The sequence below is a fragment of the Frankia canadensis genome, assembly GCF_900197875.1.
Classification (GTDB): Bacteria; Actinomycetota; Actinomycetes; order Frankiales; family Frankiaceae; genus Frankia; species Frankia canadensis.
On sequence record NZ_FZMO01000548.1, the window covers coordinates 1 to 26,873 of the forward strand.

General features: G+C 71.9%; 25 protein-coding genes and 1 pseudogene. 17 read left to right on the plus strand and 9 right to left on the minus strand.

Annotation, left to right across the window (positions count from 1 at the left end; translation table 11 throughout):
- The coding region (locus C1A33_RS31305) for an RNA-guided endonuclease InsQ/TnpB family protein (protein ID WP_133150893.1) at positions 1-617 on the plus strand (617 nt) is incomplete at its 5' end.
- Positions 607-1,044: a dihydrofolate reductase family protein gene (locus C1A33_RS31310; RefSeq protein WP_101835946.1), complete on the plus strand. Its 438-nt coding sequence runs from the start codon at positions 607-609 to the stop codon at positions 1,042-1,044. The genes C1A33_RS31305 and C1A33_RS31310, both read left to right, overlap by 11 nt.
- A 65-nt stretch (positions 1,045-1,109) precedes the next feature.
- Here the strand turns inward: C1A33_RS31310 and C1A33_RS31315 are convergent, their stop codons facing one another.
- Together C1A33_RS31315 and C1A33_RS31320 are read right to left on the minus strand one after the other, a co-directional pair.
- Positions 1,110-2,111 carry a cold shock domain-containing protein gene (locus tag C1A33_RS31315; RefSeq protein WP_243408125.1) on the minus strand — a complete coding sequence of 334 codons (1,002 nt, stop codon included), beginning with the start codon at positions 2,109-2,111 and terminating at the stop codon, positions 1,110-1,112.
- Between the two features lie 172 nt (positions 2,112-2,283).
- Entirely contained in the window at positions 2,284-4,137 is a 1,854-nt protein-coding gene (locus C1A33_RS31320) for a glycosyltransferase family 2 protein (RefSeq protein WP_101835950.1), read from the minus strand.
- A 485-nt stretch (positions 4,138-4,622) separates the two neighbouring features.
- On the opposite strand from C1A33_RS31320, the gene C1A33_RS31325 reads away from it, so the two are divergent.
- On the plus strand, positions 4,623-5,744 hold the full coding sequence (locus C1A33_RS31325) for a glycoside hydrolase family 53 protein (RefSeq protein WP_243408126.1): 1,122 nt from the start codon (positions 4,623-4,625) through the stop codon (positions 5,742-5,744).
- 110 nt (positions 5,745-5,854) lie between these two features.
- Here C1A33_RS31325 and C1A33_RS31330 read toward each other — a convergent pair whose 3' ends face one another.
- Positions 5,855-6,844 carry a LysR family transcriptional regulator gene (locus C1A33_RS31330; RefSeq protein ID WP_101835952.1) on the minus strand — a complete coding sequence of 330 codons (990 nt, stop codon included), beginning with the start codon at positions 6,842-6,844 and terminating at the stop codon, positions 5,855-5,857.
- A 94-nt stretch (positions 6,845-6,938) separates the two neighbouring features.
- Here C1A33_RS31330 and C1A33_RS31335 point away from each other — a divergent pair, with 94 nt between their 5' ends.
- From C1A33_RS31335 to C1A33_RS31350, 4 genes are all read left to right on the plus strand, one after another.
- Entirely contained in the window at positions 6,939-7,421 is a 483-nt protein-coding gene (locus tag C1A33_RS31335) for a group II truncated hemoglobin (protein ID WP_101835990.1), read from the plus strand.
- A gap of 187 nt (positions 7,422-7,608) precedes the next feature.
- Positions 7,609-8,538 carry an SDR family NAD(P)-dependent oxidoreductase gene (locus C1A33_RS31340; RefSeq protein ID WP_101835954.1) on the plus strand — a complete coding sequence of 310 codons (930 nt, stop codon included), beginning with the start codon at positions 7,609-7,611 and terminating at the stop codon, positions 8,536-8,538.
- A 133-nt stretch (positions 8,539-8,671) separates the two neighbouring features.
- Positions 8,672-9,964 carry a sensor histidine kinase gene (locus C1A33_RS31345; RefSeq protein ID WP_243408127.1) on the plus strand — a complete coding sequence of 431 codons (1,293 nt, stop codon included), beginning with the start codon at positions 8,672-8,674 and terminating at the stop codon, positions 9,962-9,964.
- Positions 9,961-10,716: a response regulator transcription factor gene (locus tag C1A33_RS31350; protein ID WP_101835958.1), complete on the plus strand. Its 756-nt coding sequence runs from the start codon at positions 9,961-9,963 to the stop codon at positions 10,714-10,716. Before C1A33_RS31345 ends, C1A33_RS31350 begins: the two co-directional genes overlap by 4 nt.
- 150 nt (positions 10,717-10,866) lie before the next feature.
- Here the strand turns inward: C1A33_RS31350 and C1A33_RS31355 are convergent, their stop codons facing one another.
- Positions 10,867-11,979, minus strand: coding sequence for a questin oxidase family protein (locus C1A33_RS31355; RefSeq protein ID WP_101835960.1), 1,113 nt, complete (start codon positions 11,977-11,979; stop codon positions 10,867-10,869).
- A 162-nt stretch (positions 11,980-12,141) separates the two neighbouring features.
- Between C1A33_RS31355 and C1A33_RS31360 the strand changes: the two genes are divergently transcribed.
- The 4 genes from C1A33_RS31360 (at position 12,142) to C1A33_RS31375 (ending at position 16,046) form a co-directional block, all read left to right on the plus strand.
- Entirely contained in the window at positions 12,142-12,651 is a 510-nt protein-coding gene (locus tag C1A33_RS31360) for a MarR family winged helix-turn-helix transcriptional regulator (RefSeq protein ID WP_243408128.1), read from the plus strand.
- A gap of 233 nt (positions 12,652-12,884) precedes the next feature.
- A complete protein-coding gene (locus tag C1A33_RS31365; protein WP_101835962.1) occupies positions 12,885-14,087 on the plus strand; it encodes an SPFH domain-containing protein in 1,203 nt (400 codons plus the stop codon).
- Positions 14,088-14,174: 87 nt separating this feature from the next.
- Positions 14,175-15,341 carry a TFIIB-type zinc ribbon-containing protein gene (locus C1A33_RS31370; RefSeq protein ID WP_101835964.1) on the plus strand — a complete coding sequence of 389 codons (1,167 nt, stop codon included), beginning with the start codon at positions 14,175-14,177 and terminating at the stop codon, positions 15,339-15,341.
- Between the two features lie 138 nt (positions 15,342-15,479).
- A complete protein-coding gene (locus tag C1A33_RS31375) occupies positions 15,480-16,046 on the plus strand; it encodes a Uma2 family endonuclease (RefSeq protein ID WP_101835966.1) in 567 nt (188 codons plus the stop codon).
- Positions 16,047-16,499: 453 nt separating this feature from the next.
- On the opposite strand, the gene C1A33_RS31385 is transcribed toward C1A33_RS31375, so the two are convergent.
- Positions 16,500-17,522 (minus strand): saccharopine dehydrogenase family protein, encoded by a 1,023-nt coding sequence (locus C1A33_RS31385; protein ID WP_101835968.1) that lies wholly within the window; start codon positions 17,520-17,522, stop codon positions 16,500-16,502.
- Between the two features lie 162 nt (positions 17,523-17,684).
- Here C1A33_RS31385 and C1A33_RS31390 point away from each other — a divergent pair.
- Both C1A33_RS31390 and C1A33_RS31395 read left to right on the plus strand, forming a co-directional pair.
- Positions 17,685-18,725: pseudogene (locus C1A33_RS31390) on the plus strand (AraC family transcriptional regulator); the annotation flags it as partial.
- Positions 18,726-19,123: 398 nt separating this feature from the next.
- Entirely contained in the window at positions 19,124-19,549 is a 426-nt protein-coding gene (locus C1A33_RS31395) for a PPOX class F420-dependent oxidoreductase (protein WP_101835972.1), read from the plus strand.
- 67 nt (positions 19,550-19,616) lie between these two features.
- Here C1A33_RS31395 and C1A33_RS31400 read toward each other — a convergent pair whose 3' ends face one another.
- Complete coding sequence (locus C1A33_RS31400) at positions 19,617-20,537, minus strand: 2-phosphosulfolactate phosphatase (RefSeq protein WP_101835973.1); 921 nt, start codon at positions 20,535-20,537, stop codon at positions 19,617-19,619.
- Between the two features lie 236 nt (positions 20,538-20,773).
- On the opposite strand from C1A33_RS31400, the gene pip reads away from it, so the two are divergent.
- On the plus strand, positions 20,774-21,757 hold the full coding sequence (gene pip / locus C1A33_RS31405) for a prolyl aminopeptidase (protein WP_101835975.1): 984 nt from the start codon (positions 20,774-20,776) through the stop codon (positions 21,755-21,757).
- A 114-nt stretch (positions 21,758-21,871) separates the two neighbouring features.
- Here pip and C1A33_RS31410 read toward each other — a convergent pair whose 3' ends face one another.
- On the minus strand, positions 21,872-22,255 hold the full coding sequence (locus C1A33_RS31410; protein WP_101835977.1) for a DUF427 domain-containing protein: 384 nt from the start codon (positions 22,253-22,255) through the stop codon (positions 21,872-21,874).
- A 220-nt stretch (positions 22,256-22,475) separates the two neighbouring features.
- Here C1A33_RS31410 and C1A33_RS31415 point away from each other — a divergent pair, with 220 nt between their 5' ends.
- Positions 22,476-23,690 (plus strand): FAD-dependent monooxygenase, encoded by a 1,215-nt coding sequence (locus C1A33_RS31415; RefSeq protein ID WP_101835979.1) that lies wholly within the window; start codon positions 22,476-22,478, stop codon positions 23,688-23,690.
- Here the strand turns inward: C1A33_RS31415 and C1A33_RS31420 are convergent.
- Complete coding sequence (locus tag C1A33_RS31420; protein WP_243408129.1) at positions 23,687-24,544, minus strand: putative protein N(5)-glutamine methyltransferase; 858 nt, start codon at positions 24,542-24,544, stop codon at positions 23,687-23,689. The genes C1A33_RS31415 and C1A33_RS31420 overlap by 4 nt on opposite strands.
- A gap of 483 nt (positions 24,545-25,027) precedes the next feature.
- Here C1A33_RS31420 and C1A33_RS31425 point away from each other — a divergent pair, with 483 nt between their 5' ends.
- Together C1A33_RS31425 and C1A33_RS31430 are read left to right on the plus strand one after the other, a co-directional pair.
- Positions 25,028-25,267: a hypothetical protein gene (locus C1A33_RS31425; RefSeq protein WP_101835982.1), complete on the plus strand. Its 240-nt coding sequence runs from the start codon at positions 25,028-25,030 to the stop codon at positions 25,265-25,267.
- Positions 25,268-25,283: 16 nt separating this feature from the next.
- On the plus strand, positions 25,284-26,432 hold the full coding sequence (locus C1A33_RS31430; RefSeq protein WP_101835984.1) for an SPFH domain-containing protein: 1,149 nt from the start codon (positions 25,284-25,286) through the stop codon (positions 26,430-26,432).
- On the opposite strand, the gene C1A33_RS31435 is transcribed toward C1A33_RS31430, so the two are convergent.
- Positions 26,420-26,698 (minus strand): hypothetical protein, encoded by a 279-nt coding sequence (locus C1A33_RS31435; protein WP_101835986.1) that lies wholly within the window; start codon positions 26,696-26,698, stop codon positions 26,420-26,422. The genes C1A33_RS31430 and C1A33_RS31435 overlap by 13 nt on opposite strands.
- Positions 26,699-26,873 lie beyond the last annotated feature (175 nt).

Genomic DNA, 26,873 nt, shown 5'->3' on the forward strand with positions numbered 1-26,873 from the left:
TGCGCCGCGCGTCGCGGGCCTACGCCCGGTCGGAACCGGGCAGCGCCGGGCGTCGCCAGCGCGCGGCCCGACTCGCGACGATCCACGCTCACGTCGCCCACCAGCGCCGCGATGGGCTGCACAAGCTCACCACCCAGCTCGCCCGGTCCTACGACACGATCGTCGTCGAGGATCTGCACGTAGCCGGGATGGTGCGTAACCGGCGGCTCTCCCGCGCCGTGGCCGACACGGGGATGGCCGAGATCCGCCGCCAGCTCACCTACAAGACCGGCTGGTACGGCTCGCGGCTGCACATCGCGGACCGCTGGTACCCATCGTCGAAGACGTGTTCCGGCTGTGGCTGGCGAAACCCAAGCCTGACCCTGTCGGACCGCACCTTCGCCTGCCAGTCCTGCGGACTGGCAGGCGACCGCGACGCCAACGCCGCGGTCAATCTACGTAACCTCGTCGCCGACAGTGGGTCGGAGACGGTAAACGCCCGTGGAGCCGACCGTAAGACCCGCGTAAGCGGGCCGGTGGCCGTGAAACGGGAACCCGGCACGGCCACGGCCGGTCAGACCGGGACCGCCGCCCCGCAAGAGGCGGCTGCGAGACAGAGGCTTACTCATGCCTTATGACTCACAACGGCGCAACAAGTTCGGCCCGCAGCGCGGCCCCTGGCCGGACGACGGCTGGACGGGCTGGTGGGGCGATGAGCCCCCGTTCCACACCCCGGTGTTCGTGCTCACCCACCATCCCCGCCCACCGCTGGCGATGGCAGGCGGGACGACCTTCCACTTCCTCGACGCCACCCCCGCCGAGGCACTGCGCCAGGCCCGCGAGGCCGCCGACAGCCTGGACGTGCGCATCGGCGGCGGACCAACGACCGTCCACGAGTTCCTCGCCGCGGACCTGATCGACCACCTGCACGTCGTCGTCGTGCCGATCATCCTCGGCCGCGGCGTGCGGCTCTGGGACGGTCTGGAAGGCGTGGAGAAGCGCTTCGCGGTCGAGTCGGTGACCACCCCGAGCGGCGTCACCCACCTGACCTTCACCCGGTCCTGATCACGCGGCGGGCTGCTGTCCGGACGGCGCTCCGGGCGGCCTGTCCGCCACGAGCCGACAGCGGTTCAGCCGCCCGCCCGCAGGTCCGCGCAGCCGGACTCCTCCGGCAGCAGGGGGCGCAGGCTCACCCGCCACTGCCTGCCACCCGATGTCCACGGCGTGGTCGTGGCCGCCGTGCGCGCCGCGGCCAGCAGCGCCGTGGCCCGGTCGCCGTCAGCCGTCACGCAGCTCAGGCCGACGCCGTCCCCCAGCGGTTCGCCTGGCAGCGTCGGCCCGGGCCAGGGCCGCGGGCTCTGACGCGTCGGGTCCGCGCCACACGAGCCGTCCGGCGCGCCGCCAGCCGACGGCGACGCACCCGCGGCCGCACCCGGCGCCGGCGATGCGGCTGCGCTCGAAGCAGGGGACGGAGACAGGGCTGGCGCCGAGGGCGAGCAGGGCTCGGTCCATGGCTCGGAGATCGCGGCCACCGCGGTCGGCGCATATGGCCTCGACTCACTGACCGAGCCCGCCCCGAGCGTGCCCGGCAGGTCGGTGAGCGCGTCGTACAGACTTCGGGCCGTCCGCCGCGCCGAACGCTGGTGGGCCGTCAGCCCGGAGCCGTCCGCCTCGAGCAGCGCGGGCACCTCCGCCGTCCGGATGCCGTCCGCGGTCTGGATGGTGAACCGGGTCGACGGGGCGTCCGCGATGGGAGGCTGACCGAAGTCCCGTTCGGCGGCGACACCGGAGGCGACCGCCCGGTCGACAAGCCGGCGCACATCGGCACCCGAGATTCGCCGAAGCTGAATGTTCGGCAGCGCCGGTGGCGGGAAAATCTCGATCTGCGGGCCTTCGTCGATCACCCGGCCATCGGAATAGACCGCCAACACCGGCAGCCGGGTGGCCAGCATCGCCGGTGTCACGAATCCGCCGATTCGGTCCACCCGCAGCGCCACGGTGGCAGTTCCGCCAGGTGTTCCGGGGTTGTCGCCGGCTCCGCCGGCGGCTCCGTACACGCCGGTTCCGGCGCAGGCCGCGGCCGCGAGGACCAGCGGAACGAGGCCCGCCAGCCGGGCGCCACGCGTCAACATCGCCATGGCCCTTTGTAGCACCCTGACAATCAGAAAACGCGCGGCGGCACCTCCATGACCCGCGGCTGGGTGATGGCGGCGCGAATCGTGTCGCGAAGCCAGCACTGGGCCGGGTCCGCGTCCGGGGCGGCGCCGCCGCGCCGGACGAGGTCATGTCCCCCCGGTCACTTCGTCACCACGAGGAGATGGCCGTCCACAGCGGAGGCCAGCAGGCGACCGCGGTGGCGACCAGCGCGACCGTGAGCGTTGTCGTCGTCGCCAGCGGACGGCTCTGGCAGCGCAGCCGGGCGGCGAGGCGGGGCTCACCGGCCGCCGCGGAACGCACCTCCTGCGCCAGGACGAACACCAGCACCAGCAGGAACACCAGCGCGTCCTGCAAGGCGAACAGGAGATAGCCCGCCGTGGCACCCGAGCCGTACACGGCCAGGTAGTACCAGCAGGATGCGAGCGGTAGCACCACCATGGCGATGTAGGGCGCCACCAGCCCCAGCGGAAGGGCCGCGCCGTCCGCACCGACACCCTTCTTCGTGATCATGTAGGGCTTCTTGACCCGCAGGATGACCTGGACGAGCGCCGACAGGACGATGACCCAGCGGGCGGCGTGCAGCACCACCCCGCGCCAGGTCAGGCGGATGCCGGCGGGCACGTGCCAGGGTCGGCTCCACATCCAGATCAGCGTCGCGGCGACGGTGATCGGCACGCTGTGGGCCAGGAAGTCCAGGTAATGGACCCGCGCGATGCGCCAGTCCAGGACCAGCGCGGCCAGCGGCAGCACGAACAGTATCAGCATCGACAGCGACCAGAACGTGTACCAGGTCTGCGCGAACAGGAACTGCAGCGCCTGGCGCGGCCGGTATCGCCGCAGCAGCCGCGGCGTGTGGCGCAGCAGCACCTCGATCATCGAGTACGCCCACGCGAACTGCTGCGACAGGTAGGTCTCGAACGTCTCGGGCCCGTCGCCGACCGCGAGAACATCGGGAACGAAAACCCCTTCGTAGCCGCGCGCCGCGAGGCAGACGGTGTCGAGATGATCCTCCGCCCGGGTCGGCTGGAATCCGCCGATCTCCAGGATCGCGGCCGTGTCGTACGTGCAGTGGCTGCCGATGATGAACGGCGTCCGGGAGAATCCGTAGAAACCCATCTGGAGCGGGCCCTGGAGCCCCAGCTCCTGCTCGGCCGCGCCCCGGGCCGTCCAGTACTCGAAGTTGCCGTAGACGCTCGGTGCCTGCACCCACTTCACCACGGGATCGGCGAAGTAGCCGAGGACCTGGTCCAGGTAGTCGGTATTCGGAATGTGGTCGATGTCGAGCTGGGTGAAGTGCGTGTAGCGATGGCCGTGGGCGTCCAGCCAGCTGTTGACATTGCCGGCCTTCGTCTTGCGCTGGAACGGTGGGAACCTTCGGTTCCAGCCAACGACGCCGGCTTTTCCCCAGCGGCCCTGGTCATGCCGGCAGAAGTACCGCACTCCCATGTCACCGGCGAGCTTCTGTATCTCCGGCGAGTGGACCTTGTCGACGAGGATCCAACTGTCGTGCGGGTACCTGATCCGGCTCATCGCGACCAGCTGGCGGTGCACGATCTCCAGCGACTCGGAGCCGGGGACGGTCAGGCTGATGACGGCCACCCGACCGATCCGGCTGGCGCGCTCCGCCTGCCGCACCGGCACGGGTACCGGCCGGCGCATGTTCCCCACGAACACCATGTACATGGTGGACAAAAAGGTGCCGACGTAGAAGAAGGAGAGCGACATGAGCACGAACAACGGCAGCGAGCCAACGTTGCTGGCCTGGAGCCACCACTGCCAGAAGAAGACGACGGCACCGAGCCAGACCGCGAGAATCAGGCGATACTGCCATGTCTGCCGCCGGTCCAGCACCTTGGCCGCCTGGACCCGGGCCACCGCCCCTCGGTGCGGGCCGTCCGGGTGGTCGCGCTCCGGCAGGCGGTACTGGAGCGGAATAGTCAGCTGCCCCACACCCGTGGACGGATGGTCCGCCGACGTGTCCTCACGCAGCGCGTTCCGCACCGCTCTCCCCCATGATCAGCACGCGGATAAATGCGCGACGAAGAAACGGCCGGCGGCGGTCCCGCCGGCCCGGCAAGGACGTCCCGCAGGCCCAGCAGGCCCGCAATCAGGTCCGTTCACGCAGTTTGAGAAGGCGATCGACCTGCGCCATCGAAGGGCACCAAAGATCCGAAAGCCATTGATCCTAACCGGAACCGAGAGTGATCAGGTCACAAACGGTCGACCGGAAGAATGACCTGTTGACACGTCGGCTCGCCCCACGATGCGCCCCCCGGGTCCGACGGAAGGTCGCCTGACGGTCGACCTGTCTCGGACAGAATGGGACACTATGACATCGTCCAGCACATGACAACTTCTCGACAGAAAGCGACCGAACCGCGACTCTGCGAGTAGGAGATTTGCCTGGGCTACTCTCGGCATCGACCGACGTCAGGATCGGCCATTGCAGTAGAAAGCGGACATCTCGGGGCGGGGGACGAGTGCGGGTGGCCCATCTGGCGATCGCGGCGGTGGCCGTCGCCATGGTGGCGGCGTTGTTCCTGCTCCTTCAGTCGCGCACGGCGAGCCCGTCCGACGTCCTGTCCGTTCGTGGCGCGGATATCTCGTTCACCCGCCAGGAGGAGGCCGCCGGGACGACGCTCTCCGACGGCGGTCGGCAGCTTCCCCTGGAGCGGATCATCGCCGGCCGCGGCGGAACCTACGCGAGACTGCGGGTGTGGGTGAATCCGCCCGCCGGATACAGCGACGAACAATCGGCCCTGTCACTGGCCCGGCGAGCCAGGAAAGCCGGCCTGAAGATTCTCCTGGCGCCGCAGTACTCCGATTTCTGGGCGGATCCGCACGCGCAGCAGCCACCCGCGGCCTGGCGCGGCGCCGATCTCGCCGCCATGACCGCCACCGTCAGGACTTACACCCACGACCTCGTGGCGAGGTTCGCCGCCCAGGGCACCCCGATCGACATGATCCAGATCGGTAACGAGATCACCAACGGAATGCTCTGGCCACTGGGTTCGGTCCGGGACGGAACACCCACCGAATGGTCGAACCTCGCCGCCCTGGTGAACAGCGCCATCGAGGGTGCGCGCGCCGGCGCGTCAAGGACGTCCCTGCCAGTCGTCCTGCACATCGACAGCGGCGGTGACCTCGGCCGTTCGCGGTATTTCTTTGACAGTCTGATCCAGGCCGGCGTGACGTCGTTCGACATCATCGGCCTGAGCTACTACCCGTTCTGGAACGGCTCGCTGGCGAGCCTGCGGGGGAATCTCAACGTCCTCGCCACGCGTTACCAGCGAAAGATCCTGATCACGGAGACCGCCTACCCGTGGACGTTGGCCGGCGCGAAGCCGGGCGACTGGGTCACCTCGGCGGACCAGCTTCCGGACGCGCACACACTCCCGCCGAACCCGCAGGGGCAGGAACGGTACTTCGCACAGCTGCGCCAGCTCCTGCGGGAGGTACCCGACGGCCGCGGCCTGGGGTTCCTCGCCTGGGAACCCGGCTGGCTCACCGTCCCCCCGAAACCCGGCGAGGCACCCCCTGCGGCGAATCTGGCCATGTTCGACCAGCGCGGAGCCGCGCTCCCGAGCCTCGACGCCTTCGGCCCCTGATCCTCCTCGCCATTCACTCGGCGCCGATCTGACGAGCGCACCGTCCAGGAACACCGCCTGATCGCCAACATCGCACTGGACCGCCGCGCGGACAGCCTCGGCGGTCCACGTCAGCGGCGGTCGTCCTCGCTGGTGAGGAACGCGGCGGCAAGGTCCACAAGGTCGCGGGCGGGCGCCGGGAGGCCGGTGGAGTGCCAGGCCAGGGCGATGTCCGAGCCGGGTAGGTCGGTGACCTCGACGAAGGCCAGCCCAGGCCAGCGCTGGGCGAGGGCGATCGAGGCGGGGACAAGGCCGACTGCCTGGCCGCTGCGGGCGGCGTCGAGCAGGTCGTCCAGTGTGCGGCCGCGCGCGCCGATCCGGGGCGGCCGGGTGCGCCGCTCGCTGGCCCGCCAGAAGCCGCACCAGACGGGATCCGACCCGACGATGTCGATCCAGGGCAGGTCGGCGATCTCGTCGAACGTCACGCTGCGCCGGCTCGCGAGCGGATGTGCGGCCTCCAGGGCCACGAACCTCGCCTCCGTGGCGACCACGAGCAGTTCCAACCCGGAACCGGGCCCGAGGCCGGTGAACGGCGGCCGGACGATCGCGACGTCGCTGGTCCGGTTGACCAGTCCGCCGGTCGGGTCCTCGAAACCGTGATGCGTGGTGACGAGCTGGACGTCGGGATACCGCCGGGCGTAGGCGTTCAGCAGTCTCGGGGTGATCTCGACGGCAGCGGTGGCCGCCAGACCAATGCGCAGCGTGGCCGCCACGCCGGCAGCGATGTCCCGCGCGACCCGCGCACACTGGTCGGCGGCGGCGAGCAGGTCGCGCGCGTGCGGCAGCCAGCGCGTCCCGGCCTCGGTGAGCCCGACGGCACGGCTGGAACGCTCGAACAGGGCGAATCCCACCTGCGTCTCCAGCCGCGCGATCGCGCTGCTGAGCGACTGCTGGGCCACGTTCAGCCGGCGCGCGGCGCGGGTGAAGTTCAGCTCCTCGGCGACGGCGACAAAGTAGTCCAGCAGCCGCAGGTCGACGCGCGCGCCGGCGGACGGCTCGGACGATCGACCGGCGTCGGCTGTGGCGCCACCGAAAAGTTCTGTTTCCCCGACCGCGGACATCGCCCTAGCGTTCCATCCAGGTACCGTGCGGGACAGCGCGGCGGCGACCTCACCGCGACGACCGGACCACGACGGGACGGAGACCCACGGCGACATGACGGAGAGCCAAACCGTGCCGGAGAGCCACGAAGTGCCGGAGACGCTGTACGAGCACGCCGGCGGGGACGCCGCCCTGCACCGGCTCGAGGAGCTGTTCTACCAGCGGGCGCTGGCGGATCCGGTGCTCAGCACGGTCTTCCGCGAGCGGGTGCCGACCCACGTCGACCATCTCACCTGGTTCACCGCGGAGTCGTTCGGCGGGCCGGACCGCTACACCCGCGAGGTCGGGTTCCAGAACCTGATCGATGTGCACCGCGGCCTCCAGATCACCGACGAGCAGCGCGAGCGGTTCGTCGAGATGTACCTGACGGTGTTGGACGAGGCCGGGCTGCCCGACGACGCGCCCTTCCGCGCGGCGGTGCGCGAGCACGTCGAGTTCGGCGCCCAGGTCGCGCAGCAGAACTCCCGCGCCGCCACCGACGCCGATCTGCACCCCATCCGCGAGGTGCCCGCCTGGACCTGGAACCCGCAGGACTGACACCCCGCCGGCGGCTGGCGTCCACCCGTCGGGGGTGTGCCAGGGTCCAATCCCAGACTGTCCCAGCGGCCGCGTCGTCGATGGACCAGGCGGCGGAACGCCATGACCTCCAGCGCGATGCGGCACACTGGCGATGTGTGAGCTACTCGGTGCGTCCGAACAATCACCAGACGCACCGAGAGGCGATATGAGCGACGACGACGGCAGGACGCCCACCCTCGGGCGCCGCCTCCTGCTCACCGGCGCGGCCGCCGGCCTGACCGCCGAGCTGGCCAGCACGGCCCTGTCTCCCACCCCGGCCGCCGCCGCCCAGGCCGCGCCGCCGCCGGCACCGATGCGGCGGTTCGCGAACAAGGTCGTCGTCATCACGGGTGCGACGTCCGGGATCGGGCGGGCGGCGGCGATCGCCTTCGCCCGTGAGGGCGCGAAGGTCGGTTTCTGCGGCCGTCGCGAGAACCTCGGGCGTCAGGTCGAACGCGAGATCCGGGCCGCGGGCGGCACGGCGACCTACATCAAGGCCGATGTGCGCGTCCCCGCGCAGGTCGAGTCGTTCGTGAACCGGGTCGCCCAGCTGTACGGCGGGCTGCACGTCGCGTTCAACAACGCCGGCATCCAGATCGCGAAACCGATGCACGAGCTCACCGTCAACGAGTGGGACGACGTCACGCACACCAACACCCGGGGGGTCTTCCTGGCCATCAAGTACGAGGTGCCACATCTGAAACGGTCCGGCGGTGGCGTCATCGTCGTGACGGGGTCGGCGAACGAGTTCGCGAGCCGCCCCGGCCTCGGCGCCTACTCGGCGAGCAAGGGCGGCGTCACCGGAATCGTGCGCACGGCCGCGCTCGACTACGGCCCGGACGGGATCCGGGTCGCCGCGCTCTCGCCCGGCACCACCGACACGGGGCTCGCCGACGCGCGGCGGCCCCCGAATGTCACCGACGCCCAGTGGGCGCAGGCGAAGGCGGCGTTCGGGGCGGCCAACGTCGACGCGCTGCGGCGGCTGGCGCGCCCCGAGGAGATGGCCGCGGCCGCGCTCGCCCTGGCCTCCCCGGACATGAGCTTCCTGACCGGGACGTCCGTCGTGGTGGACGGCGGCATGCTCGCCGGCCTGTGACGCCAGGCCGACGGGCGTCCCGTGCCGTGCGTCGGACCGGCCACGACGGCTCCACCGGCAGGGCGGCGCGGCCGTGATGTGGCCACGTATCGTGCAGGTCAGACGAGCGCGGCGGGAACGGGCGGTGGGCTCGGTGACGACCAGAGGACCGGAGCCGGATCCGGAGCGGGTCGCCGCCATCGCGGCGGTACTGCGCACTGTCCAGATCGCCAACCTGCTCGTCTACGGGATCATCGGGGTGATGGCGGCGCTCAGCGCGATCTCGGTCGCGCCGGATGTCAGGCTGCTCGGTCTCGTCGGTCTCGCGATCGCGCCGTTCGCACTCGAAGCCGCGGGGGTGCGCCTGCCACCAGTGCTGGTGGTCGCCGTGAGCTTCGGCGCCGTCGGCGCGGTGATCGGACTGGGCGGAGCGAAGCTGGCCATGCTGATCCCGATCGCCGTCGCCGGCTGGGTCGCCCTGCGCAGCGCGTCGCTGCCGCTGAACGTTCTGGCCATGCTCGGCGTGCTGGGGCTGTCGGCCCTCCTCGAGTACGGCGGTGCGGCCGAGCAGGTCGCCGGCGGGCATCTGGACGCGGGCTCCGTCATCTGGGTGGCGGCCGCGCTCTACGGGGCGGCGACCGGATATCTCCTGCGCCGGACGCGAGAACTCGCCTTCCAGCTCGCCGCCGCACAGCACCGGCTCGCGACGGTGGCCGCCGCGGACGAACGCCGCCGCGTCGCCCAGGACGTCCACGACCTGGTCGCCCACTCCCTCGCCGTCGTGCTGCTGAACATCTCCGGTGCGCGCCGGGCGATGGGGCGCGACCCTCTGGCGGCCGACGAGGCGCTCGCCAGGGCGGAGGCGGTCGGGCGCGAGAGCATCAACGGCGTTCGCCAGGCCGTCGGTCTGCTGCGCGAGGCCGGCGGGAGCTCCGCCAGCGGTTCGGGGCCGCTGCCGGACGCCCACGATCTGGACGCCCTCGTCGAGGGCTACCGACGCGGCGGCCTTCCGGTGCGGCTGCGCGTGACCGGCGACCTCGACGACGTCGGCCCGGTCGCCGGTTCGGTGTTGTTCCGGACCGCACGGGAGTCGCTGGCCAACGTCTCCCGGCACGCCCCCGGCATGCCGGCCCGGGTGGACGTCACGATCGGCGCCGACGCCGTCCGCGTGGCCGTGGACAACGACCTGCCGTCCACTGGTCGTGTCGGCACCGGCCTGGGCCGGACCAGCGAGCCGACCGGTCTGGGGCTGACCGGCATGGCGGAGCGCGTACGGGCGCTCGGTGGGGAGTTCGCCGCCGGCGCGGTCGGGGATCAGTGGCGGCTCTCGGCCAGCATCCCGTTGGGCCTCGGCATCACCCCGCCGGCCGCTGGCGGACCGGACACCGAGCCAGTCCCGGACGGTGACTCGAGGATCAGCGATCCCAGACGGGAGTCAGGAGCATGACGACGGCATCAGGCTCGGCGGCATCGGCATCGGCATCGGCATCGGCATCGGGCGGGCCGGGACGGCCGGCGCCGATCAGGGTGCTGCTCGTCGACGACCAGGAACTGATCCGAGCCGGGATCGCGCTGGTGCTCCGTGCCGAGGAGGGCATCGAGATCGTCGGCGAGTGCGCGGACGGCGACCAGGTGGTCGACGCCGTTCGCGCGCTGCGTCCGGACATCGTCCTGCTCGACGTCCGGATGGCCAGGATGGACGGCATCGAGGCGATGCACGAGCTCGCCCGCCGCGGTTCGCCGCCACCCGTGCTGGTCCTGACCACGTTCACCGAGGACGAGGTCGTGTGGGGCGCGATGGCCGCGGGAGCCGGCGGCTTCATCCTCAAGGACCGGCCGGCGGACGACATCGTGCGGGCGATCCGGCTCGTCGCCGCGGGCGGTTCGTGGATCGACCCGGCGGCCAGCGAACGCCTACTCACCGCGGTGCGGCGCGCGCCGTCGGCCGATCCAGGCGTGCGCCGCCGCCTCGCCCGGCTGTCCGACCGCGAACGCCAGGTGCTGCGAGCGATCGCCCGGGGCGCCATCAACCGCGAGATCGCCGCCGACCTGCACGTGAGCGAACGCACTGTGAAGGCCCACGTCAGCAGCATCTTCGGCAAGCTCGAGGTCCGCGACCGCGCAGCGGCCATCGTCCTCGCCCTCGACGCCGGCATCGAGCCACCGGGCGTCGCTCCCGCGGATGCCCCGGACGGCTGATCCGCGCGGCTTCGCCCCGGTCCGTGTCGCGGAACAGGCGGACAAACAGGACTGGAAACACGGTGTTCGCGACACGGTGCCGCCGTCTCCCGCACGGACTTCCCGCCTGTGGGAAGTCCGCCTCCGTCGAGATATCGATGGCCCGCCGTCCTATCTCGTGGCACGCGCGGGATAGCGGGCTATGCGGTCCCGCACGGCGGTGGCAGCCGCGAGGTAGCGGGGATCGGGGTGGAGGGCATGTTCGCGCAGGCAGGCCTCGGTGAACTTCAGGACATGTTCGTCACCGTGCTCGACGGCCCGGTGGATCAGCTCGTCGTGCGCGGGAACGCCGACCTCCGCGGCCCGGGCGCGGGCGGACCCTTCCTCGCGAGCGTCGCCGGTGAACACCATCAGCAGTGCCGCGTGGGTCTGCCACATGGTGGCGACGGATGGCTCGTGCAGCTCCGGCGGCAGATACGGCAGGACGAGTCGCAGGGCGGCAGGTGCGGTGACGGCGTGGATCAGGGGCACCGGCGACGAGCCGGTGTGGACGAGGCACAGGCCCGCGAACTGCGCCGTCAGCTCGCTGAGCAGCACCTGCGCCTGCTCGGCGCGCAGCGCGGTCAGGGCGTCGTGATAGCCGGGCTGTTCGTCGAGCCGGCGCAGGCGGTCACGCAGCAGCTCGCCCGGTGAGAGCGCCGGGTCGGCGGGCGTGCGGGGCACCGCGGCGACGGCGGCGGCCACGTCGAGGCGTCCGTCGAGCCGGGGGTTTCCGGGCAGAGGGGTGAAGCGGGCGGCCCAGTAGGCGAGCCCGCGGGCCAGCTCGGTCAGCTGCCGCGGGTCCGGCGCGCCGTCGGCGGCGGCGACGCCGCGGACCGCGTGCGCGGTGCGGATCAACCCATGGGTCAGTCGGGACAGCAGGCCGGGCAGGAGCCGCGGCCACCAGCGGACCAGCACGTCTCGCCAGGGGTCCGCCGCCAGCTCCCGGCGGAACAGGTACTCCCAGTCGCCAGCCCGGTCGATGGCGCCGAGTGCCGGCCGCCAGGAGGACTCGTCCGCCGGATCCAGGTCATGGCGGCGAGTCGGTCGGTCGTGATGGGGCATCGCGGCGCGGTAGGCGGCCACCCAGCCCGGGACCGCGTCGCCGTGGCCGAGGACGGCCAGCACCTCGGCCCCCATCGGCCCGTGGTTGGCCAGGTCGGCCTGACCGGCCCGCTCGTAGCCGAGGTCGTCGAGACGGTCGAGGGCGTCCGCCATCACGTCGCCATAGGTCGTCAGGGTCATCGGATGTGCGCCGTGGAGACTCCGGCCATCAGACCGGGGAGCAGACGGCGTCCCATGCTGGAACGCATGTGCGAGTCCTTTCGGTGGAAGGCGCTCCCGCACGGACCGCCTCGCTTCACATCGCCAAATAGTTTGGAAATCCGAATCTTCTACGATCGTAGCGTGCGATCAGACCGGGGAGCCCGCGACGGCACGGAGGTGTCGACGGCTGATCAGCCGCGCCCGCCGACGACGCAGGAGCGCGAGGCGCTGCGACATGTGCCGTTGTTGGCGGCCTACTTCCAGCGCGCCCGCGCGGAGATGCCGCCGCAGCTGCGGCAGGCCTTCGACGCGCACGGACTGACCGCTCGGCACGGCTCGGTGTTGCCCCAGCTGGCCGGCGGGCAGCGGCTCAGTGTCACCGAGGTGGCCGCCCTGCTGGGCGTCTCGCTGTCGACCGCGAGTGAGCTCGTCGGAAGGCTGAGCGAGGCCGGCCTGATCGATCGCACGGAGGACCCGGCCAACCGGCGCCGCACGCTGGTGTCGCTGCGGGAGGAGTTCCGGCCGGCGGTCGAGTCCTTCGTCGCCACCCGCTCGGCGCCGCTGCTGCGCGCCCTGGACACCCTCTCCCCCCGCGACCGGGCGGGATTCCTCGCGGGCCTCGCCGCCTGGAGCAGGGAAGTCCAGCCCTGACGATCGCCCTGGCGGCCGGCGGCTTCACCAGCCTGCGCCAGGTGACGATCTGACGGTCGGCGTCGCCCCCACGACAGGCGCCCCGAACGGCACGATCTGGGGATAAGGTGCCGTCCGGACAGCGAAAGCGGGCGGCCTCGCGCCGCGCGGGAACGGCCTGTCCGGGGGGCGGCCCGCCGGTGGGACGGCCTGTTCGCGCGACGGCCGGGTAGCTCGGCGGGGAGGCAGTACGCATGGGCTTCATGGACGCGATCCGTGGCGAGTTCATCGACATCATCGAGTGGACCGACGACAGCCGCGACACGATCGTCTGGCGCTTTCCGCGCCACGACAACGAGATCAAGATGGGCGCCAGGCTCACCGTCCGCGAGTCCCAGGCGGCAGTGTTCGTCAACGAGGGCCAGGTCGCCGACTCCTACCAGCCCGGCATGTACACCCTCAAGACACAGAACATGCCGATCCTGTCCACGCTCAAGGGCTGGAAGTACGGCTTCGACTCGCCGTTCAAGGCCGAGGTCTACTTCGTCAACACCCGGCAGTTCACGGACCTGAAGTGGGGCACCCAGAACCCGGTCATCGTCCGGGACAAGGAGTTCGGCATGGTCCGGCTCCGCGCGTTCGGCGCGTTCGCGCTGCGGGTGATCGACCCGCCCGCGCTGCTGCGCGAGCTCGCCGGGACGGACCCGCAGTTCCGCACCGAGGAGGTCTCGGAGTACCTGCGCCAGGTCATCGTCGGACGCCTGGGCAACGCGCTCGCCAACTCGGGGGTGCCGATGCTGGACCTTGCCACCCAGCAGGACACCATCGGCGCCGCGCTGGCCTCGGCGCTCAGCAAGGAGCTGGCTCCGGTCGGCCTGTCGATCCCCAAGTTCATCATCGAGAACATCTCGCTGCCGCCCGAGGTCGAAGCGGCGATCGACCGGCGCAGCTCGATGGGCATCGTCGGCAACCTCGACCAGTACACCCAGTTCCAGACGGCGCAGGCGATCGAGGCAGCCGCGCACAACCAGGGCGGCGCCGGCGAGGGCCTGGGCATCGGCCTCGGCATGGCCCTCGGCCAGCGCGCCGCCGGCGCGACCGGCCAGCCGCAGTACCAGCCGTATCAGCCGCAGCAGCCGTATCAGGGCCAGCAGCCCTACCAGGGGCAGCAGCCGTATCAGGGGCAGCCGGCGCCGCAGGCGGGTCCGCCGGCCGGTGGCGCGCCGCCCGGGCCGCCGCCGCTGCCGACCGCCGAGCAGTGGTTCGTCGGCGTGAACGGTCAGCAGCTCGGCCCGTTCGACCGCACCCAGCTCGCGCAGCGGGTCGGCGCCGGCGAGGTGCGTCACGACACGCTCGTCTGGAAGACGGGGATGGCGCAGTGGACGCCCGCCGGCCAGGTGTCGGAGGTCGCGCCGCTGCTGGCCAGCGTCCCGCCGCCGCTGCCGCCGCAGGGCTGACAGCCCTGTCGCGACCGGGTGGAGCGCGCGCGGACACGAGGGACGCGCGGCGAGGGGCGTGGTGCCGATGATCGTGGGGGAAGACAGATGACCGACCAGTCCGCGCAGCAGGCGCCGGTCGCGGCGACGACCTACCCGTGCGGCGGCTGTGGGGCGCGGCTGGAGTTCGCCCCAGGTGCGACGGCCATGCAGTGCCCGTACTGCGGATTCCGGCAGGAGATCACGTCGAACGGCCGCCAGATCCGCGAGATCGCATTCGCGGATCTGCCGACGATCGCCCGCAAGCCGGTGGGCAGCATCGGGTCGTACGTCTTCGTCTGCCAGCGCTGCTCGGCGCGGACGGAGACGAACGAGACGGCGAGCGTCTGCCAGTTCTGCGGCGCGCCGCTGGTCATCGACCCGGCGGCGTCGGGACAGATCGTGCCCGAGGGGGTGCTGCCGTTCGAGCTCGACCGCGGCGCCGTCCGCGCGTCGGTGAAGAAGTGGACCTCGTCGCGCTGGTTCGCGCCGTCGGCGTTGAAGAAGGTGTCCGACACCGAGTCGCTGAAGAGCACCTACCTGCCGCACTGGACGTTCGACTCGCAGACCGTCTCGGATTACACCGGCCAGCGCGGCGAGCACTACTACGTCACCGAGAGCTACACCGACGGCGACGGCAAGCAGCAGACCCGGCAGGTACAGCGCACCGCCTGGCACCCGGCGCGCGGCACGGTCGGGCGTGCCTTCGACGATGTGCTGGTGCCGGCGAGCGAGGTGCTCCCGGAGCAGAAGGTCGACGACCTCGCGCCCTGGCCGCTGGAGTCGGCGGCACCGTTCCAGCAGGAGTACCTGGCCGGGCACTTCGCGCTGCGGTACGACGTCGAGCCGGAGGACGGGCTCACCGAGGCGAAGAAGCGGATGGCGCCGGTCATCACCGAGGACTGCCGCCGCGACATCGGCGGTGACGAACAGCAGGTGCACTCGGTCAACACCCGGTACAGCGACGTCACCTTCAAGCTGATGCTGCTCCCGGTGTGGATCGCCTCCTACGTCTACGCCGGCCGGACCTGGCAGGTCCTGGTCAACGCCCGCACCGGCGAGGTACACGGCGAACGCCCGTGGAGCAAGGTGAAGATCGCCCTTGCGGTGATCGCCGCGCTGATCGTGATCGCGGTCATCGTCATCCTCGTCGCCGGCCACAGCGGCGGCGGCTCAACCCACCGCAGTGGCAGCTCCCTCCACCACAGCACCCCTTCCTCCCACCGACATCACTGACCGGGGCTCGGGCCGGCATGCGTCCTTTTCGGGCGAGCCGTCAGCCCGTCTCCACCCAACGGGCGCGCTACGCTTGCACCAGGGCGTTGACGCCGAAGGTCGAGGATCGAAGACCGGGCCGGATCTGGGAGGTGCGCCATGACCGCGCAGACGGTGCCGCCTGCCTGGATGCACCAGCAGATCACGGCGGAGCGGTACGACGCGCTGTCCGAGGAGCAGCTGCGGGACATCGAGATCGTCGACGGAATGGTCGTGATGGTCCCGAGCGCCTCCCTGCGGCACAACCGGATCGCCAAGAAGGTCGCCGTCGCGATGGAGGCGGCGGGGGCGCCGGAGTGGTTCGCCGACCTGGACTTCGACGTCCGGCTGCAGGACGTGCCGCTCACCGTGCGCCGGCCCGACATAGTCGTGTACGAGGCGAGCGCGGTCGGCGCGGCGCCGATGCGCACCGAGCACATCCTGCTGGTCGGCGAGGTGGTCTCGCCCGGCTCCGAGACCACCGACCGCATCTTCAAGCCGGAGCAGTACGCCCGGGCCGGCATCCAGTTCTACTGGCGGATCGAGCCGTCCGCGACCGGCGTCCCGCTCGTCCACACCTACGTGCTCGACCTTGCGTCGCGCACCTACCGCGCCGGTGACGTCCACGCCGGCGTCGTCGAGACCGCGGTTCCCTTCCCCCTGACGGTCGACCTCACCCAACCGTAGGGTCCAACCCCGGCCCCGAAGATCGCCAGGGCGATCCGGGGAAGCACGGCGCCCATGCGGGACGCGGTTTCCGGTGTGCCGTGACGCAACCCCTGCCAGCGACCTCACGCACAGCGACCCGACGCCAGGAAATCGCCGGGACCTGCGGATAAGCCGGCCTCTCCTGCAGGTTCACCTTCGGCGGCTGGAGGCCGTCGGCCTGGTGAAGCCGCGCATGGAGATATCGGAGGACGGAAAGGCGATGAAGTTCTACGAGGTCACGCCCTTCGCCTTCACGCTCACCCCCGAGGCAGTGGCAGCCGCCGCGCGGACATTGACCATCGACCCGGCTGACGGCCATCGACAAGCAGCTGGCCGAGATGAGCGGCCGGCTGGAAACCATGGAAAAGGTTCTTCGCGAGGTCGACTAGCCGGTCACCCCGGCGCGTTCCGCCCCGGCCGGATCAGCCCGGTTCAGACTTCGCCGAGCTGCCAGCGCACGCCGTGGTCGGCCAGGAATCCCAGGAACGACTCGGGGTCGAAGGCCTGTGACGGCGCCAGGACGCCCGCCGCCGCACCGTCCGTCACCAGTCGGCGCGCCGCCTCCACCGCGATCACCGCGGTCGTCCCGTACGCGTCCACGCCACCGACCTCGCCCCGCACGGTGTGCCCGCCGGCCGTGACCGCCTCCAGGGAGATCGTCCACTTCCCGTGCTGCCGCTGCTGCTCGTCGGGCCCTTCCGGCAGCGTCTCGAGAACCGCGGGGTCGAGCGCGTCCGCCAGCCCGTCGAACGAGGCGCCCAGCACGCCCTCCAGGGTCCGGACCGTCACGTGCCTCGGCACCGTGGCGACCGCCGGCAGCGCCGCCTTGGCGACCGGCACGGGTGCCTCCGCGTCCCGGAAACGCCAGCTCGCGTGACTGGGGTCGCCGTAGGCCAGCCAAGAGCCGTCCTGGTAGCGCAGCGCGCCGCTGAACATCAGCACCGGGTCGAACGAGCGCAGCGTGCCGCGGCTGAGGACGCCGTCGCGGTACCAGGCGGCGGCCGTCATGACGTCCACCGGTCCGGCCGCCTCGCCGACCAGATGACCGAGGAAGTCGCTCGGGCCGCCGTCATCGGCCATCGCCGGCACAACCGACACCCCGGCGGCGGTGGCGGCACCACCGAAAGTGTCGAAGAGGTCACGCAGGTAGTGCTGCTCGCCGGTGGTGTCGACGTAGTGGGCGCCGGCGGCGATCGCGGCCCGCACGACCGGAGCGCCGAGCTTGGCGAACGGCCCGGCGGTGTTGACCACGGCGTCGACGCCCTTGAACCCGGCCGCCAGCGCATCCTCGTCGCCGATGTCGGCGATCCGCACCTCGAAACCGGTCCGCGCCGCGACCGGGCGCAGCCGCTCGGCGTCGCGGCCGACGAGCACCGCGTCGAGTCCGCGGCGGGCCAGCTCGGCGGCGGCGAGTCGGCCGGTAAACCCGCTCGCACCGTGCAGCGCGATCGTCATCTGGTCTCCCTGTAGCGGTCGGTCGAGGCCGGGGAATGCCCGACGAGATCGACCGTAGGAGGCAGCGACCCGGACGATCCATGTCAGCACGTTCGGATTTCCTGTTCGTTCGTCCGAACTCGAGGACGAACAAAGGAGCCGGGACGGGCATAGGCTTGCCCTGTGGATGTGCTGAGCGACTCGGTGACGATGATGCGCGCCGGCCGCCCGCACTCGACCACCACCCGGCTGGTGGCGCCTTGGGGCATGCGGTTCCCGCCGGCCGAAGGCGCCGGTTTCCACGTCGTGCTGCGTGGCAGCTGCTGGCTGCTGCGGTCGGGTGCCGAGCCGTTGCCGCTGTCCACCGGCGACATCGTGTTCCTGCCCCGCGAGGCCGGGCACGCCCTCGCCGACGATCCCGCCAGCCCCCTCATCGACTTCCAGCCTGACGCCCGACGGCCCGCAGCCGCACGCGACGACGAGGCCAGCCGCAACGAGGCCAGCGGCAGCGGCAACGAAGCGGGTGACAGCCGCAAAGAGACCGGCGGCGGCGACAAGCCTACGGCCGGGGCCGAGCCGTGCGCCGGTCGCGCCGTCACGGAGCTGCTCTGCGGCGCCTACGTGCTCGACCAGTCCCGGCCGCATCCGCTGCTGGCGGACCTGCCCGACGTCATCCACCTGCCCGCGCGAGTCGGGCGCCATCCTCGGCTGCGCACCGCGGTGGATCTGCTCGGCGCGGAGGTTGCCGAGGCACCGCAGGCCGGCGCGAGCGCGAGCGTGGCGGCACTGCTGGACCTACTGCTGCTCTACCTGCTGCGCGCCTGGTTCGCGGAACGGGCGACCGGCTGGTCCGCCGCGCTCGCCGATCCCGCTATCAGCGCCGCTCTGCAGGCCATCCATGCCGAGCCGGGCGCGCCGTGGACGGTGCGGGATCTCGCCACCCGCGCCGGGCTGTCCCGGACGGTGTTCGCCCAGCGCTTCACCGCCCTCGTCGGCCGCTCGCCGCTGGCGTATCTGACCTGGTGGCGGATGACGGTGGCCGCGCGGCTGTTGCGGGAGACCGAGCTCGCACTGTCCGCCGTGGCCGCGCGCTGCGGCTACTCTTCCGAGTTCGCCTTCGCGAAGACATTCAAACGCGAGCTCGGCATCCCACCCGGCCAGTTCCGCCGACGCGCGGAGCCAAGACCCACGGATGAGTCCGGACCGGATCTCGTTTCTCCGCTACGCCCGCAGGAGGAACCCTCGCCTCCACGAGCCTTGAAAAAGTACTCGCGGATATCGACCGCAGCCGTGCCTTCACCGGGCTGACCGCGGCCGACGCGGTCGCCGCCGTTCGCGCGGTGCGCGATGCCCAGAAGCCCGCATGGGCCTGACCGCATGGGCCGGGCCTGCTCGGCGGCGTCTCGATTGTGACCGCCGTCGTGCGCGTAGCCGCGGCGCGTCGTGGCAAGCGTCCTGGCAACGCGGGCCACCGTCCACCGAGCCACCGGGCGCGGGCGAAATGACCGAGCCGATCCGGGTGTTGCCACCGGCGTGACGCGCCGAGAACCGACGGCACCCGCCGCTGCCCCCGCCGCGCACGCAGAATCGTTCTTTCCGCGAGGCACTGGAAGGGTCTGGACGTGAGCGATCTGTCGCCTGAGCTGAAGACGGTCATCGAGGGTGGGCCGTTCGCGCACCTGAGCACGACGAATCCCGACGGCAGCCCCCAGGTCACCGTCATCTGGGTCGGCCTGGACGGCGACGAGATCGTCAGCGGCCATATGGCCAGGTACGTGAAACTGCGCAACATCGAACGTGATCCGCGGGTGGTGCTGTCCTTCCTCGCTCCGCCCGAGCCGGACGCGTTCCTGCGGAAGTACGCCGTGGTGCACGCACGGGCGACGGTGGATTTCGGCGATGACGCCTGGCCGCTGCTCGACCGGCTGGCCAAGGTCTACATGTCCCCCGACGCCACCTTTCCGGCGCCGAAGGGCCCGGGATTCGTCGTGCGCTACACGATCGAACGGGTCGGCGGCGTCGGCCCCTGGGCGCCGTCCTCCCACTGAGCTATTGGCCTGATCAGCGGATCGCTCGTGCGCAGCGGGTAGCTCGGGCTCAGCGGGTGGTCCGTGCTCAGTTGGTGGTCCATTCCGGCAGGCGGTCGTAGGCGCCGTCGGTGAGGACGGGGACGACGTCGTCGGCGTCGAGGTCGGCGGCGGCGACCACGTCCGCGCCCCAGCCACCGGCCGCGAGCTCCCGGCCGGACACCGACTCACGCAGGTCCGCGAGCAGCCCGGCACCGCCGCTGGAGGACGCTGCGTCGACGGACACGGCGTGGGCGTCGGCGGAGCATGTCTCGCCGACCGCCGCGTCGCACGTCGGGTCGGCCTCGGCGGCGGCCCGGAAGGCGGCGAGAGCGGCGCGCGCCTCCGGCGAGAGGTGCCTGCGTGGGGAGAGCGCGGCTCGCTCGACGGTGCGGGCGAGGACGGCTCCGGCGCCGAGCAGATCCTCGATGGCGGGGCGCAGCGGTCCGGCGTGCGGGCGCCCGGCGGCATCCGGCCAGCGCTCGCCGGCCGCGATGACGGCGACCGTGCGCCCCGCGTTCGCCGCGTTCGCGGTGACCAGGCCCGCCAGCCAACCGCCTACCGCGGCGGCGTTGCGCAGGCAGCCCGCCACAACCGTGACGCTCGGGTGCACGGCGGCAGCGGCCGACAGCGCCGAGCCGTTGGGCGAGGGCAGCACGAACCTGGTGCCCGCGGGGATCTCGGCGAGGCCGGCCGGCGAGATTGTCCACCGGCCGGGGCTGCTGGCCGCGGTACGGGGCGCGGCCAGCTGGACACCGAGGCTGGCGGCGAACGCGGCCGCGGAGGCGTCGCGGAACCGGTACGGCCACACCCGGGCGCCCCGACCCACCGCGACCGACACCGCCGAGGTGAAGCTCAGCACGTCAACGATGACCACGGCGTCGCTCACCGGCGTGAGCACGGCCAGATCCTCCGCGCCCCATCCGAACCGCACCGGGAAACCCCGCTGTTCCACCACGCTGGCGCCCATTCCGCCGTCCTCTCCTTCGCCTACCCCACCGCCAGGTCCCGCGGGTGGGAAGTATGCGCGGGGGGCAGCGGTACCGTGTCGCGAATTCGCGACTTCCCGTCCGTTTTGCCCAGATTATGCGACACGGGCTGCCGTGAACGGTCGCGACAACACCCGGAAAGATCGCAACCCAGGACGCAACCTAGGTCGCCCCGCAACCCGGGCTCCCGCCCCGCCGGTGCCGGGACAATGGACGAGTGGACGCGCGATATCCGGCGATCGAGCCGTACGCGTCGGGGTTTCTCGACGTCGGTGATGGTGATCTCGTGTACTGGGAGGCGTGCGGCAACCCGGACGGATGGCCCGCGCTCGTCGTCCACGGGGGGCCGGGGTCGGGATGCTCGGCGGGCGTCCGTCGTTGGTTCGACCCGCGGCGCTATCGCGTGATCCTGTTCGATCAGCGCGGCTGTGGTCGCAGCACCCCGCACGCCGGCGACCATGACACCGAGCTACGGCACAACACCACCGCGTACCTGCTGGCGGACATGGAGCGGCTGCGCCGGCACCTCGGCGTCGACACGTGGGTGTTGTACGGCTCGTCGTGGGGGTCGACACTCGCCCTCGCCTACGCCCAGCGGCATCCGTCCCGGGTGACGGGAATCGTGCTGGTCGGCGTGACCACGACCCGCCGCTCGGAGATCGACTGGCTCTACCACGGCGTCGCCCGGCATTTCCGTACCGAATGGGAGCGATTCCGCGCCGCGCTACCGGCCGCCGACCGCGCCGAGAATGGTGCCGGCGCCGGCCTGCGCCTCGTCGGCGGGTACGCGCGGCTGCTGAACGACCCGGATCCGGCGGTGCGGGCGAGGGCCGCCGACGCCTGGTGCGCCTGGGAGGACGCGGTGATCTCCCAGGAATCGAACGGGCGGCCTGGCGCGTACGGCGGCCGACCGGCGCGGGCCCGTCTGGCGCTGACCCGGATCTGCGCGCACTACTTCTCCCACGGCGCCTGGCTCGACGAGGGCGTTCTGCTGCGTGAGGCGAACCGCCTGGCCGGTATTCCCGGGGTGCTGATCCACGGCAGTCAGAACCTGTCCGCGCCCATTCGGACGGCCGAGGAACTCGCGTATGCCTGGACGGACGCCGAGCTCATCGCCGTCCCCGACTCCGGCCATACCGGCAGCGCCGCCCTCGGCCGCCACCTGCGCCACGCCCTCGACCACGTCGCGGCCCTGACATGAGACGGCCGCCCAGATACGGCCTGGTCCACGCCTCCCGCAGATCGACAGCGATCTGTCACCAGCACCCCTGAGACCGGCGCCGCAGGCAGCTCCTCGCCGTGCCCGGCGACGGACTCAGGAGGCTGGGTCGGTGACGGTGATGGTGACGCGGTCGGGGTAGAAGGCGACATGGCCGGCGATGGCGGCGACGGCCGGGTAGGGCTGCTCGTAGCCCCAGATCAGGTCGTCGAGCCGGACGCCGTCGGGTGTCTCGACGGTGTGGTAGTTCGCCTCTCCCTTGTAGGGGCAGTAGCTCGAGGTGTCGCTCGGGCGCAGGACGCTGGCGTCGACGTCGGCGAGCGGCAGGTAGTGGACGGGCGGGTAGCTGGCCTCACGCAGAGTGAGAGCCGCGCAGGTGTCGGCGACGACATGAGCGCCGACCCGGACCACGACGCGCCGGCCCGTCGGCTCGATCGTGATCGGATGCACCGCGTCTGGTACCAGAACGGTTCGTGGCATGATGCGCCTCCCCGGCAGTCCCGACACCGCCGGACCATCCCGGCGCGTCCTTCGACCCTCGCCCCGGGCCAACAGACCGTCAAGCGGAATCCCCACGCACGGCGAACCATTCGCCGCGCCCCCGGCCGACGTTCATCACACCGGCAGATCGTTCTTTGATCAACATTGATAACGGGTCGTACGCTGACTTTTCCGATCTGTATCGACCTGCGGAGGACGCGTGAGCAACCGCACGGTGCTGGTGTCCGGCGCGGGCATCGCCGGGACGACGCTCGCCTACTGGCTGGCGTGGCACGGATTCCGGCCGACGGTCGTCGAGCGCGGGCTGTGGCAACGCGCCAGTGGCAACCCGGTGGACGTGCGCGGGCAGGCCCTGCGGGTCGCCGAGCGGATGGGGATCACGGCGCGGCTGCGGGCGGCCCGCACAAACGTCTCCGGCATGCGGTTCGTCGACGCGGCCGGCAACACCGTCGGCCGGATCAACCTGCGGGCACTCGCCCGGTCCACCGGCGGGCAGGACGTCGAGCTGCCCCGCGGCGCGCTCGCCGCGATCCTGCAGGAGGCCAGCGCCGACCACGCCGAGTTCGTCTTCGGCGACTCCGTCGCGGGGATCGCGCAGGACGACAACGGCGTGGAGGTGACGTTCGAACACGGCCGGCCGCGCCGGTTCGACCTCGTCGTCGGCGCCGACGGGCTGCACTCGGCGGTGCGCGGCCTCGCCTTCGGCCCGGAACGCAACTACGCCCGTCATCTCGGCCTGTATCTGGCGACGGTGCCGTTCGCCGGCCCCGCGGCGCATCACGAGCGCGAGGTGGTCATGCACAACACGCCGGGCCGGGCCGTCGCGCTGCATCCGACGTCCGACGGGCAGACCGCCTTCTTCGCCTTCCGCCGGCCGGAACTCGCGGACTTCAACCATCGCGACATCGAGCAGCACCGTCTCCTGCTCGCCGCCGCCTTCGGCACCGGTTCCTGGCGCACGCCGGAGCTGCTGGCGCGGGCCTACGCCGCCGAGGACCTGTACTTCGACGCCGTGAGCCAGGTGCAGATGCCGAGCTGGTCGAGCGGGCGGGTGACGCTGGTCGGCGACGCCGCCTGCTGCGTGTCCCTGTTCGGCGACGGTTCCTCGCTGGCGATGGCGGGCGCGTTCGCCCTCGCCGAGGAGCTGGCCGCGACCCCGAACGACCATCGCGCGGCGCTACGCCGGTATGAGGGCAGGCACCGTCGGCTGGTCGACCGCCGTCACCGCGGCGTCGACCAGGCCTCCCACCTGCTCATTCCGGCGACGTGGACCGGCATCCGGGCGCGTAACGCCGCGACCCGGCTGTGGCCGGCGGCGGCGGCCGCGGGCTGGGTGGGCAGCCGGCTGGCCCCCGGCGGCCTGCCGCTGGCCCCGCGGACCACCCGACCCGCCGGTGCCACCTCCCCGAGCTAGCGCGTCGGCGGCCGGGGACGGGACGCGACGACGACGGTGGCGTCCAGCTCGGCGGAGGTGACCACGCGACCGGTCAGACCGAACCGACCGGCGGCGTCGAGCAGCGTCCCCGCCTGGCCGCCGCTGGTCTCCAGCAGCACGCAGCCGCCCGGCGCGAGCCACCGCGGCGCCTCGGCCACCACCCGGCGCAGCACGGCGAGGCCGTCCGGACCGCCGTCGAGAGCGATCCGAGGCTCGTGCTCGCGTGCCTCGGGCGGCATCAGGCCGATCGCGTTCGTCGGCACGTACGGCGCGTTCGCGATCAGGACGTCCACCCGTCCCCGCAGGCCGGTGGGCAGCGCGGCGTACAGGTCGCCCTCGTGCACGCGGCCGGCCCGCGCGGGCAGGTTGCGCCGGGCGCAGCGCACCGCGGCGGGTTCGACGTCGGCCGCGTGCACCTCGGCAGCGGGCAGGGCGGCCACGATCGCGGCCGCGACCGCACCCGAGCCGCAGCACAGGTCGACCACGACAGCGCCCGTCCCCCGGACCGGTTCCCGCTCGCGCGCACCGTCCCGATCGCCCACGCCCGCGCCGACGCCGATATCAGGATCGGTTCCCGCACCGGCATCGAGTCGATCAAGTGCCAGGCGGACCAGGTGCTCGGTACGGCGGCGGGGTACGAAGACCCCCGCGTCGACCTGGATCCGCAGACCGTGAAACCAGACCCAGCCCAGGATGTGCTCCAGCGGCTGGCCGGCGACCCGCCGGCGCACCATCGCGGCGAGCTCGGCCGGGCCGCGGGCGGCGCCGACGAGCAGAGCGGCCTCCTCCTCGGCGAAGACGCACCCGGCGGCGCGCAGCCGGCGGACGACCACGCCCGGCTCGTGAGCCGGCGCGACCTCGGGTGTGGGACCTGGTGAGGAGTCAGGCGAGGAATCGGGTGCGGGGAATGACGCGGAGGACACGGTTGACCTTCCGGAGACGCCGATGGGCGCCTTCGGCGATCACCGGGCCCGGTCAGACCCCAGATGATCGCGCGAGGTGGGCGCCCGCCCTGATACCGCGGTAATCGGGCTCACCTCCTCAGGGACGACCGTACGCTGACCGCGTCACCGTACAGCGCCACCGGACGTTCGAGCCAGCGGGTGTTCCGCCGTACGCCGACGGCGTCGGCACGCGGTGCCCGGGCCGCCGGGATCAGGGCCGGCCGAGCTCTTCTCGCCGCCGCGGGTCAATCGGGAAGCAGACAGGCCGACCGCCTGATCCGGACGAGCACGACTTGTACTCTCATTCTCGCCTGCATCGACCACTCGATTCCGGCCTTCCGCGCCCGCTACCTGCCACAGGAGGGGGACCTGATGGTGGGCGACCCGGCCGTCATCGGTCGCGTCGGTGTCCTCACCGTCGCCACCCGGGGCGAGAACGGCCCAGGTGAGGTGGCGGTTCGGATCCGCGGGGGGATCGAGACCTTCCTGGCGCAGTCCGACACCCCGCTGCCCAGGGGGGCGTCTGTCCTGGTTGTCGGGTCGGCCGGGCCGCGGACCGTCGAGGTGGTGCCGTGGCTGAATCCCGCCGCCGTCTTCGGCGGCGATCTCTGACGAAAGGCGCGCGGTCGTGTTCGGTTACCGTGTTCCATCCCCGGACGAGGCGATGCTCATCTCCGGTGGCAAGAGTCGCAGCGGAATGCCCTTCAAGGTCGTCACCGGCCACGGCTCCTTCATCCTGCCGTTCTTCCGCAAGGTGCGCTTCCTGAAGCTCGCCATGCGCGAGGCGGAGGTACAGGAGACCTGCGTGACCCATCAGGGCATCTCGCTCAACGTGCGAGCCGTCATCGCATTCAAGGTCGGCAACGACCAGGAGAGCATCGTCAACGCGGGGCAGCGCTTCCTGTCCGACCAGGCGCAGATGGAGATACTGACCGGGCGGATCTTCTCCGGGCACCTTCGCTCGATCATCGGCTCGATGACGGTCGAGCAGATCATCCGGGATCGGCAGAAGCTCGCCACCGAGGTGCTCGACGGCTCCAAGGAGGAGATGGCCCGCATCGGGCTGACCATCGACGCGCTGCAGATCCAGTCCATCGACGACGGCCGGCTCGGTTACATCGCGGCGATCGCCGCGCCGCACAACGCGGCCATCCAGCGCCAGGCGCAGGTCGCCCAGGCGGAGGCGAACCAGGCCGCCGCCGAGGCCGAGCAACGCTCCCAGCGGGCACAGGCCGAGTACGCCCGCCAGACCGCGGTCGTGCAGGCGCAGTACCGGGCCGAGATCGAGCGTGCCCAGGCCGAGGCCGGGCAGGCCGGCCCGCTGGCCGAGGCGCAGGCCCAGCGGGCCGTCGTCGAGGCGCGCACGCAGCTCGCCGAGCAGGAGGCCGAACTGCGTCAGCAGCAGCTCGTCACCGAGGTGGTCAGGCCCGCGCAGGCCCAGGCCGAACAGGTCCGCGTCCTCGCGCTCGCCGAGGCCGAGAAGATCCGCGTCCAGGCCGAGGCGGCCGCGTCCCACAACCGGGTGGCCCTCGACCGGATGCTCATCGACCAGCTGCCGGAGATCGTCCGGCAGGCGGCGGCCGGGCTCGCCGGCGCGAATGTCACGGTCCTCAACGGCGCGGACGGCATCGGGGAGATCGCCAGTGGCCTCGTCGGCCAGGGGGTCGCGATCTTCGAGACGCTGCGCGCGGGCGTCGGCCAACCGGCGAACGTCCGGGACGAGACCGGCGGCGAGCTCCGTCCGGCCGGAATTCCGCCGGCGGATCAGGAGAGGTAGGCCGGCCTGCGCGCGTCCGGCGCCGGGTGGGCGTCCGTCCGGCCGCAGTACCCGTATTCCACGCGGCGGCGCCATACCGTCATCCGGCACTGGTCGGTGTCGATCGTCCAGGTCCGCCGCTCCACCCGGTCCTCTATCTGCACCGGATTCCGGGCGGCCGGCTCCGCGGCCCGGCGGTGTGCCCAGGAGTGGGCCGCCTCCCATTCCGGAAAGGTGGCCACCAGCTCACCGTCCCCGTCGTAGACCTGAAATCGGCGAGTCGCCATTGTCGCGCCTTTCAGCCATTACTGCCCTGATAACTCGGTTGCGACCGCGCCAGCGCCGCCCGTCCCGGGACTGGGCCGACCTCGGGGGGAGATCGGCCCGCGACCGCCCGGGGCCGGCGCCGGGGCACCCGGCCGCGCCGGCGACGCCACCGACGATCCGGGCGGTCCCCTCGGG